Source organism: Maribacter halichondriae (genome assembly GCF_027474825.1).
Taxonomy (GTDB): Bacteria; Bacteroidota; Bacteroidia; order Flavobacteriales; family Flavobacteriaceae; genus Meishania; species Meishania halichondriae.
This window is the reverse complement of the sequence record NZ_CP107030.1, coordinates 1,279,641-1,297,418: the sequence shown is the minus strand read 5'-3', so window position 1 is coordinate 1,297,418 and position 17,778 is coordinate 1,279,641. Positions and strand designations below refer to the sequence as shown.

Genomic DNA, 17,778 nt, shown 5'->3' with positions numbered 1-17,778 from the left:
CCATGATGAAAGGTAAGGACAAAGTAATGCCCCTAAGACATCTTATCAGTTTCGACAAATTGTTGAGGCATTATGATGATATGGCCGAAAGCGAAAACCAGTACTTGGCGGAAAGGGCAAAATATATTCTCAATATTCAAAAAAAGTATCCCGAACTAAGGGAAGGTTTTGAAGATGTCGAGTTGCTCGATGAATACAAAGATGTAATTGCCTTGATTTTGCAGGATAGTTTTGCCGAAGTCTTGACCAAAAATGAGATAAAGGCCGCTTCTTTGCCCTATTACGATATTGTTTTCAACTCTTCGGAACGGTTCAAAAATATCATTAAGAATGCCGGGCCTGATTTCAAACCTGTCATTAGAAATCAAGAGGAGGGTATCGATTACATTATGGGATGTATAGTCATCCTAAATTTCCATTACGGTTTCAGGCTTGATTTCAGCCGTCCTTTTTTTTATGATATTCCCGATGCTAAAGGAATAATGCATCATTATCGAATTCTGTACAATGCCGATTTTTTGGAGATTATCCCCACTGATAAATCAAAGAAAATCAGGCAAGAAGATGTCGATGAGCTTTTGGAAAATCCGAATAAAATTGATTTGTGGATGGAAAAAATCCCTCCCGAAAGTTTTATTTCAAAAGGATTCGTCATTTCAAATATGTTCGACGTTACGGCCGAACACTCGATTTCAGAAATAAAATCAGAACTTATTGCCAGCAATAAAAGGGGTAGCGATGATTTCATGGTCGGGCTACAGCAAACCTTTCGATCCTTTTTCAGGTTACAAGATATTCAAGTAGGCTTTGTTACCTACAATCCTAAAGACGACCAGTTCGAACCGGTTTATGGTAAGGGAATACATAGTTTCATTCTAAACGGACTGGATGTGAAAATATGCAACGAGGCGCTTTGTCAAAATTCGTACAAGAAATTGTTGGACGAAAACGCCTATTTTACGATTGGCGACGTAGACAAATACTATAAAATGTCCAAAGGCATGCCTCCTTATAAAGGTCTTAAGGAGCAGGGTATAAAGAGTGCCATTTTTGCCCCTATTGCTTCTGAGGGAAAATTGTTAGGGGTTCTAGAGATAGTTTCAAGAACAAAGGGCGTTCTAAACGGCATCAATGCAAAAAAATTGGATGATGTTATGCCCTATATCGTAGCGGCAGTGCTAAGATCAAAAATTGAAGAAGAAAACCTCATCGATGCAGTTATACAGAATGAATGTACTTCGGTTCACACTTCAGTGTATTGGAGGTTTGAGGAAGAAGCTAAACGATTCATCAAAGATAGTCTTCAAGGTCATCAACCAACATTTAAAGAAATTGTCTTTAAGGATGTTATACCCTTATATGGGCAGATAGACGTGAAAAATTCTTCCCAGGCCCGAAACAAGGCCATTCAAACTGATTTGATGATCCAGCTTTCTGAAATCAATGTGGTTCTGGAGCATGCTTTGGCAGAAAACCGATTGCCTATTTATGAAGAGTTGATATTCAGAGTAAACAACCATATCGACGATATTAAGGAGGTATTGCATACGAACAGTGAGCAGTCAATTTTCAATTTCGTGGCGGATGAGATTACTCCGGTTTTTAAGCACTTGAAAAAGGGTACTGCCGATTTGAAAGGAGCCGTACTTGAATATGAGTCGAAAATTGACATGGGTACCGATTCGTACTATGACCATCGCAGAAATTATGACGAAAGTGTCATGATGATCAATCAAGAGCTGGTTTCTATTTTGGACAAGAAACAAGAAAATGCTCAAACCATGTTTCCCCACTATTTTGAACGCTACAAAACAGACGGTATTGAGCACAATCTGTATATAGGAAATTCAATCGTAGTTGATGATAGTTACGACCCTATTTATCTGAGCAACCTTAGGTTATGGCAGCTTCAAGTAATGTGCGAAATGGAAAATGCTCATTATCAACTAAAGACCGGATTGCCCCTTCCGCTCGATGTGGCCTCTTTGATTTTGGTGTACAATACCTCACTTTCAATACGTTTCCGAATGGACGAGAAGCGTTTCGATGTCGACGGCACTTACAATGCTCGCTATGAGATTATCAAAAAGCGAATCGATAAATCGTTCATCAAGGGCTCACAAGAACGCCTTACCCACCCCGGCAAAATGGTCGTGGTATATTCTCAAAAATCTGATGAACTTGAATATTTGAGATATATCAAGTTTTTGAAGTCGAAAGGATATTTTACTGATAATATCGAAATTGTAGAACTTCAGGGATTACAGGGAGTCTCTGGCCTAAAGGCGATTCGGGCAGAAATCTTATACAAAACCGAACAGAAGTCGGAGAAAACCTATACCTATGAAGATTTATTAAAAGAGCTACAAGACTAAGTGGGTAGCTCAATAATACGTTCCGGGCCGAAATATTTCAATGCGACGAAAAAAGCGATAGTTGACAGAATGATGCCAATCATAAATATGGTGTAGGTCCAGCGTAGCAACTTGTACTTTTTGTCTAGAACTACCCCAAGAAAATAGAGATCCTTGGTCAGACTTTTATAAACATAGGTCTGGTCTTTTATCATTTCTTGAATAGCCCATTCATAGTCGAGTAATTTCATCTTATGAAAATTACCAAAGAAAAGTAGATTCACCTTTTTGTCCTTCACATCTTCTTTGGTAAATTCTCCACTGGTGACATTGGGCCTTGTAGCCAATACCGACATGACCATAGAGACAATACTAAAAAGCACGAAAATACCGGTCGGATAAATGAGATAGTCGTTACTCGGATTATCCAATTTCGGAATCAGGTTCGTCAATAGCATCGATATGATTATAGCATTTACCGAAAGCAGAATATTCGCTTTCGTATCGGCAATATCACTTAACTTAAGGTGATTGCGCATCGTGACCCGAAACATGGTCTGTATACCTCGCTCCGGACTTTGATTTTTAAGTTTAACCTTGAGTTCTTCCTTTCTTCGTGTCTTTTTTTGTTTTTTGAGATTTTTGACGAGCTTTTTAAGATTTTTATCTTTTCCCTCCTGCCAATTTTTCTTTGCAAAGTCGGTGTAAAAACGATGTTCTGTCTGAAACATCTTGATATTTGAGGTTCTCCATTCTTTGGCCGACATATCGGCAATGCCCAGAAGTGAAAGTTCTTGTCGTAACATTTCGGAAGTATCTGCGTAGCTGTTCTGACCGAAATGTGATGAATCTGCGTCGCGAATAATTTCTTCCTTCAGGTTTTTGGGCTCATGTTCTCTTTTAGTCGCCATGATTAGGGCGCAGACTTCTTCTATCGCCTTTTCTTCATACCCTTCTTTTTTTAAAAATTCTTTCGCTATTTCACAACTATTCGCCTCGTGGTTTTCGGTACCTCTCGTATAACCGACATCATGAAGCCATGCCGCTAAGGTGATAATGTCATTTTCTTTGGCGCTAAGGTCATGCGCATCAAGTAATTCTTTAGTACTTTTAACGACTCTTTGGGTGTGCCTGAGATTGTGATAGAGATAATTGCTATCAAGTTCGTTCACGAGCAAGTCGGTTACAAATTCTTCGGTTTTTGATAGCAAATCTGACATAGTCTATTTTATTTGTTAAGTCTCCCAAATTACAAAATTTTGATTTTGAAAGGTATTCATATAAATAAACATTTTGCGCTTATCGCAGTCCTTCTTTTTTTACGGGTTGTGCCACCTATAAAACCAAATATGCTGGTGAACAAGGTAAAAATGATGTGGATACCGATAAAAAAATCTCACATACGTTTTATTTGATTGGGGATGCGGGCCTTTCGCCCATGGGTGGAATGAATCCTGCATTAAAGATATTCAAGAAAAGATTAGATCATGCCAATGAGAATAGTACCGCTATTTTTTTGGGAGATAACATTTACCCTTCAGGACTTCCAGATCCCAAAGATTCTACCATTGTGTATAGAACCGCAAAGAGCCATCTCGATGCTCAACTAAATACGTTGGAGAATTTTAAAGGGCATCCCTTTTTCATCCCCGGAAATCATGATTGGTATACCGAAGGTTTGAAAGGTCTTAAACGAGAACAGGAGTATATTCAAAAGGCTCTTGACAGCAAAAAGGCTTTTTCCCCCGAAAATGGATGTCCTATTGAAACCATCGAAGTAAACGATAAAATTGTAATTATCGCCCTGGATACGGAATGGTTTCTGACCAATTGGAACAAACGCCCCGATATCAATGATAAATGTGAAATTAAGAGCCGCGAAAAGTTCTTTGAAGAACTTGAGGGTGAAATAAAGAAGAACGAAGATAAGACTACCATAATTGCCATGCACCACCCCATGTTTACTTATGGTCCGCATGGGGGTCAATACCCTTCAAAGAGACATCTATATCCTAAGGGAAAAATTGGCCCAATGCCCATATTGGGCACATTTATAAATGTGCTCCGAAGAACGGCAGGCGCTTCCATCGAAGATGCACAGAACAAAAGATATAGAGAACTTAAACAGCGTTTAACGACCTTGGCGCAGTATTCCGATAAGGTCATATTGACTTCAGGGCATGAACATACCCTTCAATATATCGTTGAAAATAGTACGCCCCAAATCGTAAGCGGTTCTGGTGCTAAAAAAGGGGCGACCAGGCTTTTAAACGGCAGTCGGTTTTCCACCGGAAAAAGAGGATATGCAACCTTGGAAGTGTATACCGACGGATCATCACAAGTTCGATTTTACGGTGTCAACGATGACGAAAAAGAAGAGTTCTTATTTACAAGCGAGGTATTACCTCCTGAACGTGGCATTAATGAAGAAAAATATGAAGATTCTTTCCCTACTGAAGTTTCGGCTTCAATTTATGCTTCTGAAGAAATAGATAAGAGCGGTTTTTTCAAAAAGCTCTGGGGTGAGCGATATCGAAAGTATTATGGTACTGAAATAAAGGCCCCAACGGTAAACCTTGATACCCTGTTCGGAGGTTTGAAACCTGTCAGAAAGGGAGGCGGCCATCAATCAAAATCGTTACGCCTGAGGCATAAGAGCGGTAAGGAATATGTGATGCGGGCATTACGAAAGGTATCAGAACTGTACCTGCAGGCGATGGTGTTCCAAGACCAATACCTAATTGATGACCTTCAGGACAGCTATTTACAAGAGTTCTTGTTGGATTTTTATACGGGTGCACATCCCTACGCTCCATTTACCGTGGGCAGACTCTCAGATGCTATTGGCATTTATCATACCAATCCGGTATTGTTTTATGTGCCAAAACAACCTGCATTGGAAGATTTCAATACCGACTTTGGCAATGCCCTATATATGATAGAAGAGCATGCGGGCGATGGCCACGGCGATCTTGCCAGTTTCGGGCTTAGCAATGAGCTTAAAAGTACCGATGCCATGCTAGATAATTTACGGTATGATGAGAAATACGAAGTAGATTCAAAAATGTATCTGCGTGCACGCCTTTTTGATATGGTCTTGGGCGATTGGGACCGTCATGTCGACCAATGGCGCTGGGCAGAGTTTAAAAAGAAAAATTCTTCTAAAGTTATCTATCGGCCAGTACCCCGAGACCGTGATCAAGTATTTTCGAATATGGGAGATGGACTATTTATGAACGTAGCAACCCGATTGATTCCCGGTTTACGTATTATGGAGGGGTTTCATGAAAATATCAGAAATGTTGAGGGCTTCAATTCTTCGCCGAAAACCTACGTGCTTGATGTAGCTCTTTTTAATGAGACAAAAAGAGAAGACTGGTCAGAGCAAGCAAAGTTCATTCAAGAGAACCTTACGCTAGAAGTTATTAATGAGGCTTTTGAGGCATTTCCACCGGAAGTTCGTGATGAGACCATTGATCAAATTAAGAAAATACTCCTGGCCCGTATCGCCACTATCGACCAGACGGCCGATGAGTACTATCGAATCATTAAAAAATATTCCGTTGTATCGGGCACCGATAAAGATGATTGGTTCGAAATTGAGAACAAAGACCATTCCGTAGAGGTAAGTGCGTATCGCATCATTGATGGTGAACGAAAGAAAAAGTTCTTTCATAGAAAGTTCAAGGAAGATGTTACAAAAGAAGTATGGGTCTATGGTCTCGACGATGACGACCGATTTTTTGTTAAGGGAAAAAAGAAAAATAAAATTAAGGTTAGGCTAATTGGTGGCCAGAACAATGATGTTTATGAAGTGGATGGCAATGGTAACACTTATGTTTATGATTATAAAACCAAGAAAAACACTCTTAAGAATATAAAAAATGCTAAGGTCCGCCTAACGGATAATTACGAAGTTAACACCTATAACCCGTTACGATTTAGAAGTAGTACCAATCAGCTACTTCCAAAAATAGGCTTCAACCCCGATGATGGATTAAGCCTTGGAATCAGCAATACATATACGTTTAATGGATTTCGGCAGAATCCGTTTACGCAACAACATACCTTTGGGGCTTCCTATTATTTTGCTACAAGTGGGTTCGATATATCGTATAAGGGTGAGTTCGCAAATATTGGTGAGAAGGCCAATCTAGAAATTGCTTCCCGCTTTACCAGTCCCAATTACGCCATCAATTTTTTCGGTTTCGACAATAATTCGCAAAACCCTGATGATGATCTTGGATTGGACTATAATAGGGTTCGTCTACAGACGTTGCGGTTTTCACCTTCATTGGTATGGCGGGGTCAGTTGGGAAGTAAAATACGTACGGGAATCTCGTATGAGGCCATCGAAGTGGAAGAGACCGAAAATCGCTTCATCAATACTTTTTACGTCGCGAACAATGAAGATAGTAGTAAAAGTTTTGTTGGACTGGATGGGCAATATACCTATGAAAATACAGATAATGCCGCCTTTCCTACCATGGGGATGGCGACTTCCCTTCATGTAGGGTATAAAACGGAGGTAACCAATTCTGGAGGAAGCTTTGGCTATATCATACCCTCACTATCTTTTGATTACAAGCTTGTTCCGAATGGAAAGTTGGTTTTGGCCACAAAATGGAAAGCACACTTTAATGTTGGGGATGGGTATGAATTTTATCAGTCCGCCAGTATCGGTGGCACGGATGGCCTCCGAGGTTTTCGGAACCAACGCTTCACAGGAAAAAAATCATATTATCAGAATACCGATCTAAGGTTGAGTTTCGGAAGGGGAAGAACCGGCATCTTACCGGCAACTTTCGGAATTTACGGAGGTTTTGACTACGGTCGGGTGTGGCAAGCGGATGATTTTTCAAAACGATGGCATACCTCGTACGGTGGAGGTTTCTTTATGAACATGGCAGATATACTCTCGGCACGCATTGCATTATTCCAAAGTGCCGACGGCCCCCGTTTTTCGTTCGGACTCGGTTTTGGTTTTTGACAAATTCCTATTTGTCACCGTCACTTAGGTAAATCTTTTTAAAATTTAAAAGAATAGAGATTCCGTCCTTCATTACCCGTTTCCTCATCGGAAAGCAATAAGGTAGAATCGTTCTTGAAGCAGACCGATTCCAGTTGGGTACGTACACCAAAATCAATTTCTTCAATGGTCGCCTTCGAAAAATCTTCAAAAGTAAAGTCCGACACCACCCATAATTTTCCATAGCCCATAAGCACAATAGTTTTTCCATTGGGCGAAATATCTGCAGAAGTAATTTGACAAGTGTCCCAATCGGTACATGTTTTGATTTTTCCTATTAACCTAGCTTCGTATTCTCCCTTTTCACTTGGTACACTGTAAATAAAGGCCTCCCCGTTAAATGGATTGGACCGGTTCTTCGTGAAAATGTAAAGCTGTTGATCGTAATAAAAAAAGGCTTCTGCATCGAAATTCATTTTTGCCCGGTTAGGAGGGAAATCCTCTTGTTCGGGATATCTAAATTCTATTTGCTCTGCGTCAATCTTATCGCCACCTTCAATGTTAGGATTCGGCAACTTGTAGATCACGAGGTTTTTCCGGTCGTTGTCATTGTTTCCAAAATCCCCGATATAGAGATTATCATTATCATCTGTGGTCAAGTCTTCCCAATCGTGATTTTTGGCATTTTTAACTTCAAATTGTTTTTTGATGTTTCCATCAAAATCGACTTGGTAGATATTGTCATTGTTGCCATTATCTTCTATAAACCATGCAAGTTCGCTATCGAAATAGGCAATTCCTGAATTCTCCTTTAATTCATGTGGAAGCTTGGTAATGAATTCCAGTTGACCGAAACTGGAGCAACCGGATAGACAAAAAACCAATAAAAGAAATCGCATTTTTTGCATGCACTACCTATTATCGGCCAAATCTTTATCCTTGGTCATTTTAAGGTTGTTGATTACGAATTTACCTAAGTCCCTACCCTGTTTAACGCCTACCTCTACGGCCTTGCGATAATGTATGCCACCGTACATTCTACTGATAGCGGCTTCATCGGCAGCTACTGTAAATGAAGTGAAACTGCGAATGGGAAGTCCGTAGGCAACTTCGGTATCATCATCAAAAGAGAAGTTTTCACCGAAAATATCGGTCAACGCTGTGGCAGCCGCACCTGAAACGACAGAATGACCACTGGTGTACTCAGGAAATGGCGGAGTCTGTAGCACGGGCTGCCAGTTTTCGTCGATATGTTGGTTAATGAGTGTCTCTGGCCGGACTAAATTACTACGGTATTTTTCGTCCCAACAACTTATAAAAGCGTCAGCGATGGCAATTGATGTTTTGGTATAGGTATAAACTGTTTTGGCAAAATCGCTGTCGGTTTTTTTGGCAGCGATTTTCGCGATACCGATCCAATGCGCACCCGGACTTATCTTTTTCGTCGCGAACATCAAGTGGCCACGTGTTACCGAGACATAGGGATTACAGTCCCAGAACTGGGCAATTTTCACTTCTTCCGATTCATCTCCGTTCTCCGTAATCTTATTGCTAATGTCATATACTTCTTTTAACTCTTTGTAAAAATCAGAACCTTCTTCCATTGAAAATGGAGGCGGAGGCTCGGGCTTGAATTGGCCCGCCGAGTCGATGACAAAAGGTCTTATTTTGTTCCAGTGGGGTTCGATACCTTCCATATAGGCGGGCGGTGTAGGTTGCCATCGGGTAATATCGTCCGTGTCCACCGTAAATTTAGGCATGGTACGGGTCTGGTTATAATTGTCTTTACTCATCCATTCCCCAATATAATCGGCCACTTTCAGTCCATAGGTTTTAGAGTCATTGAACACTTGTGCATTTTTAGACTCCCAACCTTGATACAGGCTATCCCTTAAAGCCTCCATTCGGTCTTCTGAAAAGATCAATCGTTTGCTAAGTTCCATATGGGCTACCAACGCAGCAAGATCGTAATTGATGTTTTGAGTACTGTCGGGCCTTGGTATGGCTCCCAATTGCTCAACCTGACCTTCAAGTGAGAGATATTGATCATTATTTAAAGATATTATCTCATAGGCCGCTATATTCGGATACGCGAAAATGCGGCTAGCCACAGGAGGAGAGAAAATATCATGGATCATGATCTCGGTCACCTTGTCAACAGATGCATGCAGTTCGTCCGGGGTTATGGTAATCGCTTCATTCTTATCTTCAGTGACACATGCGTTGAACAGCGAAAACGTGGCAATCAATAAAAGAATCTTCCTCATCGGTTCTCGATATTTAAAATTGGCAAAATAGGCTTTTGGCCAAAAAATTAGTGCCTGCAAATTTACGCTATTTTCTGCATTTTTCAAGACAGCGCCATATAAATGGCAGTCCGTTGGGTATATATTAACAAATATTGTAGTCGTGAAAGTGATGCTGAAATAGATTTCTTTAGAAACATTCGATCAAAAATCTATTCCCTGTTCTCATTTTATCAAATAAACCAATATATTAGGGGAAATAATCAAACCAGATTAAAAATGTTGGGAATCCTCTCTTTCGTCGGCTTTACATTAATGGTAGCCATAATATCCTATTTTGCTACAAGAAAAACCGATGAAAACTCTTCCGATGGATATTTTTTAGGGGAAGAAGTCTTACCGCTGGGGTTATAGCCGGATCTCTATTATTGACTAACCTCTCCACGGAACAAATCGTCGGATTAAACGGGAGTGCCTATAAGGATGGACTGTCAGTGATGGCATGGGAAACCCTTGCGGCAATCGCCATGGTTGTCACCGCAGTTTTTTTGTTGCCCAGATACTTAAAGGGAGGGTTGACCACTATTCCCCAATTCTTGGCAAAAAGGTTCGATGTTGCGACGAAAACAATTACTTCGGGGCTCTTCCTAACAGGTTATGTCGTTGTACTTTTACCGGTCATATTGTATTCGGGTTCGGTGGCCATTAGTGGCATGTTTAATGTGCCCGAACTTTTGGATGTTTCCGATAAGACTGCATTGGTCATTTGTATCTGGGGAATTGGGATTATTGGTTCAATTTATGCTGTATTCGGGGGCCTAAAAGCCGTTGCGGTTTCAGACAGTATTAATGCCATAGGTTTGTTGACCGGCGGATTTTTAATACCCATTTTCGGATTGATGGCCATTGGTGATGGCAGTGTTTTAGAGGGTCTTGATGCTTTGATGTCCACCAATCCTGAAAGATTCGATTCTACAGGGGAGACAGGTCAAGAGGTTCCTTTCGCTACCATTTTTACAGGAATGATGTTAGTGCAGCTTTTCTATTGGGGCACCAACCAACAGATTATTCAAAGGGCTTTGGCAGCAAAAAACTTGGCAGAAGGCCAAAAAGGATTGTTACTAGCTTCATTCTTGAAAATATTGGGCCCATTGATTTTGGTACTACCTGGAATGATAGCGTATCATTATTTCGAAGGAGGACTTGCGACTAGCGACCTTGCGTACCCCGAATTGGTTAGGGCCGTATTGCCAAAACCATTGGTGGGCTTTTTCGCAGCGGTATTGTTCGGAGCCATTTTGAGTTCTTTCAACAGTGTTCTCAATAGCTCGGTTACCTTGTTCGGAATCGACATATACAAACAGCACATCAATCAAGAGGCATCTGAACGTACGGTGGTCAAATATGGTAAAATCTTCGGTGTCTGTTTGGCTTTGGCCGCCATGTTCATAGCGCCAATGATTGCCAATGCCGGAAGCTTATTCAATTATTTGCAAGAAATTAATGGTATTTATAGCATACCTATTTTAACAATTATAGTGGTTGGGTACATGACTAAAAGAGTGCCTGCCATTGCGGCCAAAATCGGAATTATATCGGGTTCCATCCTTTATATCATCAGTCAGTTCTGGCTACAGCCTAAATATGTCAATGGTGCCTTGGAAGAAGCAAAAGCGACAGGGATAACCGATGAGGCAGCCTTAAAATTGATCGAAGCCGATGCCTATCCGCATTATTTGCACGTAATGGCAATTCTATTTTTGATGAACATCGGAATTATGCTGCTTATCGGTAAATTTGCGCCTAGGGAAACTCCATACGTGCAAGAGTATACAAAGCAGGTTTCTATTGAACCCTACAAATATGTGAAACAAGTGGGCATTGCCGTAGTTGTTATCGTAATCGGTATTTATATCTATTTTGCGAAGTGACCTAATCACAAATACGTCAGTTCGAGCGGAGTCTAGAACTTCACGAAAGCATCTCGCCTGCGCTCGATGTGACTAGATATACTGATTGATAATATTCTCGAAAAGTTCTTGTTTTCCGCTCTGAAGTTCCAATTCCCCGTTCTCTTTTGCGATTTCGTACAGGTCTTTGAAATCCAGTTTTTCGTTCTCAAAATCCTTGCCCTTTCCTGAATCAAAGGAACCGTAACGTTTTTTACGAAGTTCGGAATAGGATGAAGAAGAAATAATTTTATCTGCAGTAATCAAGGCTCGTGCGAATGTATCGGCCCCACCGATATGCGCGTGAAAGACATCGTCCATATCCGTTGAATTTCTTCTGATCTTCGCGTCGAAATTAATTCCACCACCTTGAAGTCCACCTGCTTCCAAGAAAACCAACATGGCTTCAGTTACTTCGGTTATGTTATTGGGGAATTGATCCGTGTCCCATCCGTTTTGGTAATCGCCACGGTTGGCATCGACACTTCCCAACATGCCATGTGCCGCGGCAATGGCCAATTCGTGTTGTATCGTATGGTTGGCCAAAGTGGCATGATTGACCTCAATATTCAATTTGAAATCGTCTTGAAGTCCATATTGATGTAAAAACCCTACCACGGTAGCACAGTCAAAATCGTATTGATGTTTCATGGGTTCCATAGGTTTCGGTTCGATAAAGAAAGTACCTTTGAAACCTTGTCCACGTGCATAATCACGTGCCATACCCAAGAATCGTCCCATATGATCCAACTCGCGTTTCATGTCGGTATTTAGAAGTGACATATACCCTTCGCGACCACCCCAGAAAACATAGTTCTCACCATCAAGTTCCATAGTGGCATCCAAGGCCAACTTTATTTGTCCACCAGCTCGTGCCAAAACATCAAAATCAGGATTGGTCGATGCTCCATTCATATACCGCGGATTTGAAAAGCAATTGGCAGTTCCCCATAATAATTTAACTCCGGATTCTGCTTTTTTACCTTTGATATAATCGACAATGGTCGCTAATCTTTTTTCCGATTCGGCGAATGTCGACGCTTCTTGTATCAAATCGAAATCATGGAAACAGAAATAATCAAAACCCATTTTGGTAATGAATTCGAATGCCGCATCGGCCTTGGCCTTGGCCACTTCAACAGCATCAGAAGGTTGGTCCCATGGAAAATTTTGGGTACCAGGTCCGAACGGGTCGGCGCCTTGCCCACAGAAGGTATGCCAATAAGCGATGGCAAATTTAAAATGATCGCGCATCGTCTTCCCGGCAACCACCTGATCCGGATTATAATATTTAAATGCTAACGGGTTATCGGAATCTTTGCCTTCAAATTTGATTTTCCCGATTCCCTTAAAGTATTCCTTGTCTCCTATGAGTGCCATATTAGTTGTTTTTTAATAATTGTTGCAATTCGTTTTTCCATTTACGGTACGCTTTCTCATAAGCGCTTTTCTCTTCGGATGGCTGAAACCCCATCACATAATCGTTTCCCATAATTTGTTTCCCGAAGCTATCGAAATCACCTTTGTGCAGTTCGCAGGCGCGTGCTGCACCTATTGCTCCGGTGGTATTGTATATTTCTATTTCTTGCCCGATAAGTGTTGCGATGGTGTTGGAAAAAATATCCGAACGAAAGAGATTGTCATTTCCGGCGCGTATCACGCTTGCTTCAATGTCATCTGATTTTAAAATTTCCATTCCGTAAACAAAAGAAAAGGCAATGCCCTCCAAAGCTGCTCTGCATAAATGTGCTTTGTTGTGGTTGTTTAGATTGATATTTGACATTTGCGTACCCAAAGTCTTGTTGTTGAGCATGCGTTCCGCTCCATTTCCAAAGGGGTGAATGGTCACTCCGTCGGACCCAATGGGTACAGTTGCGGCAAGGTCATTCATTTCTTGATATGAATCGACGTCTAGGTTGTTCAACAACCAGCGATATTGGATTCCTGCACCATTAATGCACAAAAGTTTACCGATTCGGGCACTTTCATTTTTATAATTTACGTGCGCAAAATTATTGACCCGGGTACTTTCCTTACTAGAAAGACTTTCCGTTACGGCATAAACAACCCCGGAAGTTCCACCGGTCGCAGCGACTTCCCCTGGATTAAAAACATTGAGGGAAAGTGCATTGTTCGGTTGATCGCCTGCACGGTATAAAATGGGTGTGCCCTCAGCAAGACTAGATGCTTGGGCACCTTCTTTCGATACTTTGCCTTGTACCGAAAAAGTATCCACAACTTCTGGAACCAGTTTTTCGTCGATGCTATAGTAATCCAGCAACCACTTGGCGATGCGATTGTTTTTAAAATCCCAAAAAATGCCTTCTGAAAGATTACCGATAGTGGAGCAGATTTTACCACTTAATTTGTATGCGATGTAATCGCCCGGCAACATGAATTTATTGATTTTGGCATAAATTTGAGGCTCATTTTCCTGCACCCACTTCAATTTCGAAGCGGTAAAATTACCGGGAGAGTTCAACAATTGTTCGGCACATTTTTCATTGCCAAGATGGTCAAAAGCCTTTTGCCCGATTTCGACCGCACGGCTATCGCACCAAATGATGGATTGTCGTAGCGGATTTCCTCCGCATCAACAATAACAAGGCCGTGCATTTGATAGGAAATTCCGATTCCGGTAACCTCTTTGGCCTCAATATTATTTTCCGATAACAACCTTTTCGTGGCGTTGCAAATATGTTTCCACCAATCATCGGGGTGTTGCTCGGCCCATCCGTTCTCCAAGGCCAACATTTCCATTTCCACTTTCGGTTCGCTTACGACAGCAACACTTTTGCCTGTTGCAGTTTCTACAAGCGCAGCTTTTAGGGAAGAACTTCCGATATCGTACCCTATGGAATACATATTTTTTTGATAAAAATTTTAAAGAGAAGCCAAGTTATCGTTTTTGTTTTGATGTAGCAAATGACATTTTGATTTTGGAATTATAAAAGAACAGTACTTTAATTCTTACTGTATTCGGAAAGCACAACCATTGATATATACTACTATAATTGGATTATGAACGACTTATCATTGCTCGAAACCACTAAATAAGACCCATCCGGTAACTTAACAATCCTCCTAGCATTCAAGGCGTTAGGCAAAGGAAGATTTTCCTCATCTATGATTTGACTGCCTTTTATTGATAATATGCCACCCGAATTCGCAGTACTTTGCCCCAATTCGGTGGTATAGCCTGAAAAATTACCAACATAGGCTATTTTGTTGTTAGCGATGATTTCAAAATCCTCGACGGTACTCATTTGGGCTACTTTCGGTAAGGGAATGGCCTCAGTCTTTTCGCCCAGATTCATATAAGCCATCGAACGAAGTTCATAAATCGATTTGGTTTCTAGAATTTCTTCTTTCGCTTTTCCGGTCAAATCTTCAATGGAATTGATTTTGGAAAAATCGGTATAGCTCAAGAATTTTTTCTTAAGCGATGGTATTTGAGCGGTCAGTTTGTCCTTTGAGGCGAAGGGGACATTTTTTCCGAAGAAATCGTAAAAAATAATCGGGTCGACTTGTTTGTTATCGTCGAAATCGTCGAGATAAAGTTTTACTGGATACTCTTCCGAAGCCTTCATTTTAAAATTTAGGCCAGCATTACCCGCTAGTATATCGGGTTGGCCATTACCATCGAAATCCCCAATTTCGATAGTGTTCCACATACCATTTGTTTTTGAAAGTCCGAATTTCTCGGTCTCGTTCAAGAATGTGGCATCCCCTTGATTGATCAGCACCGTAATTGGCATCCAGTCCCCCACGATGATAAGATCTAAAAGACCATCATTATTGACATCTTCCCATTGGCTATCGGTAACCATGCCAATAGCCTCTTGCTGGCCAATGATGTATTTGCCTGTTCCATCATTTCTGAGAATATAGCTCATGGGTGAGATGCCATATCCACCGGGCATTGATCGGTTGCCGATAAAAAGGTCGTCATAGCCGTCACCATTAAAATCGGCTGCGGAAACACTACCTCCATTGGATTTTAAAAGCGGAATTTCCAACCGTTTAAAATTTCCTTTTCCATCATTGACATAAATGCGATCTTCCAAATGTGGGTCTCCTTCTATTTTGTCGTTTCCCCCACTCATTACGTAAAGATCAAGGTCGCCGTCGTTTTCAATATCAAAGGCGGTGGCGTCTACATCCTCATAAATGATATCTTTGCGAAGTACACTATTTTTGTCTTCGATATAAGAACCGTTAGATTGTTGAAAAAATAGGGCAGGGGACTGGTATTTGGCGCCACCTATAAAAATATCCTCAAGCTGATCTCCGTTAAAATCCGCTTGTACCAAGGCAGGCCCTTCCGTAGATAGTTTTTCGGGAATCAGGCTTTCAGGATCGTAGTCAAAAAATTGATTTTCCATATGGATAAATGGAAAGTAATCGTACATAGCGTTAGTCTCATTTCCTTTTTGATTGATCGTCAGTAAATCGTTTTTACGAACAATGGTATGTTGCCGGTCAATGGCCAAATCTTTCTCGACCTGTGCTTTACCGTCAGGCCAAATAATTTTTACGGAATCGATTTTGCTAGCGGCTCCCAAGCCAAAATGCAAACGTAGTGTTGATGAGGATTGAAACCCCTTAACGGCAACAAGCTCTTTAACAAAAGATTTTCCGTTAGTGTACAAATATAGTTTTGAGCCGTGGGGGTTTTTATGCTCTTCGTTGCTTTCTAGCAAAAAGGAAGCATGATGATTATTCCCAGTATTGGCACTTTCATTTTCAAGCAAAGTAGCTTTTTCATTGATATTGTTTACCACTACATCTAAATCGCCATCATTGTCTAGATCGGCATAGGCTGCACCGTTCGAATAGGAAGGTGTTAAACCCGATGTTTCAGAAAGCTTTTCAAATTCCAAGTTGCCGTTATTTCGAAAGATTACATTCGGAATATTGACCGTCGGCATTTTCTCGATCAGCTTTTTCTCTATTTCGTTTTGTTCGTTCGTATCGTATTTCGCATAGTCGATAGTACTGATATAGTTAATATAATCGAGATCATTCGGTCGCTTGTAGATACCATTGGTAATGAAAATATCGTTTAAACCGTCATTGTCAAAATCTTGGATTAACGGCGACCAGCTCCAATCTGTTGCATGGGTCTTGGTCAAGAGGGCGATGTCTGAAAATTTCCCGTTTTCGCCCCCAAGCTGAAATGAATTTCGCGCATATTGGTCTTCAAAACCGAAGGATTTCTTTATCTGGCTGATCTTGTCGGAATCTTCCCCTGCCGACTTTAAAAATATCTCCGCGTTGAAGGGCATCATATCCAAAGAAAAAATATCCGGATGGAGGTCATTGTTAATATCGGCGATATCGACTCCCATGGTAAAACGGGTCGTGTGGTTTAGATAATCTGCAATAGATTCTTTAAATGTTTTATCCCCTTGGTTTATATACAAATAATCATTTTCGTGGAAATCATTTCCTACATAGATATCCAAAAAGCCATCGCCATTAATATCGGAAACGGTAAGGGCCAAACCATACCCCAAGGCACTGCTGTAAATGCCCGAGGCCACCGTAACATCGGTAAATTTCGCTAATCCCTCATTCAATTTATTTTCATAGAAATGGTCACCCGCAAGCGAATCTTGGATTTTACGTAAATCAGTATTGCCATAACTTCTAGGTGTATGAATGGAATGGTTTAGCAGATACATATCCATATCGCCATCAACATCATAATCGAAAAACGCCGCTTGGGTCGATAGACCTGAAAAATCAAGTCCATACGTTTTTGAAGATTCTACAAATTTAGAGTCGCCTTTATTGATATATAGTAAATTATGTGCTTTTAAACTTTTATAATCTCCTACTTTGGAAACATAGATATCCAATAGGCCATCGTTATTGATATCTGCCATAGTCACCCCGCTTGACCAGGTATCGTCTTCTGAAAGGCCCGCTTCCGAAGTAATATCCTTGAATTTGAGGTTTCCCAAATTGAGATAGAGTTTGTCGGATGTTTGGTTTCCCGTAAAATATATATCCTCTAGACCGTCATTGTTGATATCGCCTATGGCCACGCCACCTCCGTTGTAGTAATACAGATATTCGATGATGTTGAGGTCGTCATCATGATGAAGGGCATTAGAAAAAGTGATGCCACTACTATCCGACGGCACGCTATTAAAATAGATGGCTGCTTTTTCTACAATAGCTTCCTTCTTTGTCTCGGTACATCCGATAATTGTAAGTAAAGTGAGTATAGTAGGGCCAAGAAGTTTTCTCAT

The 17,778-nt window shown here is 40.9% G+C and carries 7 protein-coding genes and 2 pseudogenes; 3 read left to right on the top strand and 6 right to left on the bottom strand.

What is annotated here, in order from left to right; all coding sequences use genetic code 11:
• The first annotated feature begins 2 nt into the window (after nt 1-2).
• Complete coding sequence (locus N8A86_RS05910; RefSeq protein ID WP_273568207.1) at nt 3-2,375, top strand: GAF domain-containing protein; 2,373 nt, start codon at nt 3-5, stop codon at nt 2,373-2,375.
• Here the strand turns inward: N8A86_RS05910 and N8A86_RS05905 are convergent.
• Entirely contained in the window at nt 2,372-3,574 is a 1,203-nt protein-coding gene (locus tag N8A86_RS05905) for a Pycsar system effector family protein (protein ID WP_273568206.1), read from the bottom strand. The two genes, N8A86_RS05910 and N8A86_RS05905, sit on opposite strands and share 4 nt — an antisense overlap.
• 155 nt (nt 3,575-3,729) lie before the next feature.
• Here N8A86_RS05905 and N8A86_RS05900 point away from each other — a divergent pair, with 155 nt between their 5' ends.
• Nucleotides 3,730-7,344: a metallophosphoesterase gene (locus tag N8A86_RS05900; RefSeq protein ID WP_273568205.1), complete on the top strand. Its 3,615-nt coding sequence runs from the start codon at nt 3,730-3,732 to the stop codon at nt 7,342-7,344.
• A 38-nt stretch (nt 7,345-7,382) separates the two neighbouring features.
• On the opposite strand, the gene N8A86_RS05895 is transcribed toward N8A86_RS05900, so the two are convergent.
• Nucleotides 7,383-8,222 (bottom strand): hypothetical protein, encoded by an 840-nt coding sequence (locus N8A86_RS05895; protein WP_273568204.1) that lies wholly within the window; start codon nt 8,220-8,222, stop codon nt 7,383-7,385.
• Nucleotides 8,223-8,234: 12 nt separating this feature from the next.
• Nucleotides 8,235-9,590, bottom strand: a complete 1,356-nt coding sequence (locus N8A86_RS05890) for a vanadium-dependent haloperoxidase (RefSeq protein ID WP_273568203.1) — start codon at nt 9,588-9,590, stop codon at nt 8,235-8,237.
• A 258-nt stretch (nt 9,591-9,848) separates the two neighbouring features.
• On the opposite strand from N8A86_RS05890, the pseudogene N8A86_RS05885 reads away from it, so the two are divergent.
• A pseudogene (locus N8A86_RS05885) lies at nt 9,849-11,500 on the top strand (solute:sodium symporter family transporter).
• 72 nt (nt 11,501-11,572) lie between these two features.
• On the opposite strand, the gene xylA reads toward N8A86_RS05885, so the two are convergent.
• The 3 genes and pseudogenes from xylA to N8A86_RS05870 form a co-directional block, all read right to left on the bottom strand.
• The gene (gene xylA / locus N8A86_RS05880; protein ID WP_273568202.1) at nt 11,573-12,898 is read right to left on the bottom strand and encodes a xylose isomerase; all 1,326 of its coding nucleotides are present in this window, start codon (nt 12,896-12,898) and stop codon (nt 11,573-11,575) included.
• Nucleotide 12,899: 1 nt separating this feature from the next.
• Nucleotides 12,900-14,383 (bottom strand): annotated as a pseudogene (locus N8A86_RS05875) (xylulokinase).
• A 143-nt stretch (nt 14,384-14,526) separates the two neighbouring features.
• A complete protein-coding gene (locus tag N8A86_RS05870) occupies nt 14,527-17,778 on the bottom strand; it encodes a VCBS repeat-containing protein (protein ID WP_273568201.1) in 3,252 nt (1,083 codons plus the stop codon).

What these genes read in the sequence shown, in the direction of transcription:
- N8A86_RS05910 (WP_273568207.1), top strand. Translation starts at nt 3, where the DNA reads ATGATGAAAGGTAAGGACAAAGTAATGCCCCTAAGACATCTTATCAGT.
- N8A86_RS05905 (WP_273568206.1), bottom strand. Translation starts at nt 3,574, where the DNA reads ATGTCAGATTTGCTATCAAAAACCGAAGAATTTGTAACCGACTTGCTC.
- N8A86_RS05895 (WP_273568204.1), bottom strand. Translation starts at nt 8,222, where the DNA reads ATGCGATTTCTTTTATTGGTTTTTTGTCTATCCGGTTGCTCCAGTTTC.
- N8A86_RS05890 (WP_273568203.1), bottom strand. Translation starts at nt 9,590, where the DNA reads ATGAGGAAGATTCTTTTATTGATTGCCACGTTTTCGCTGTTCAACGCA.
- xylA (WP_273568202.1), bottom strand. Translation starts at nt 12,898, where the DNA reads ATGGCACTCATAGGAGACAAGGAATACTTTAAGGGAATCGGGAAAATC.
- N8A86_RS05870 (WP_273568201.1), bottom strand. Translation starts at nt 17,778, where the DNA reads ATGAGAAAACTTCTTGGCCCTACTATACTCACTTTACTTACAATTATC.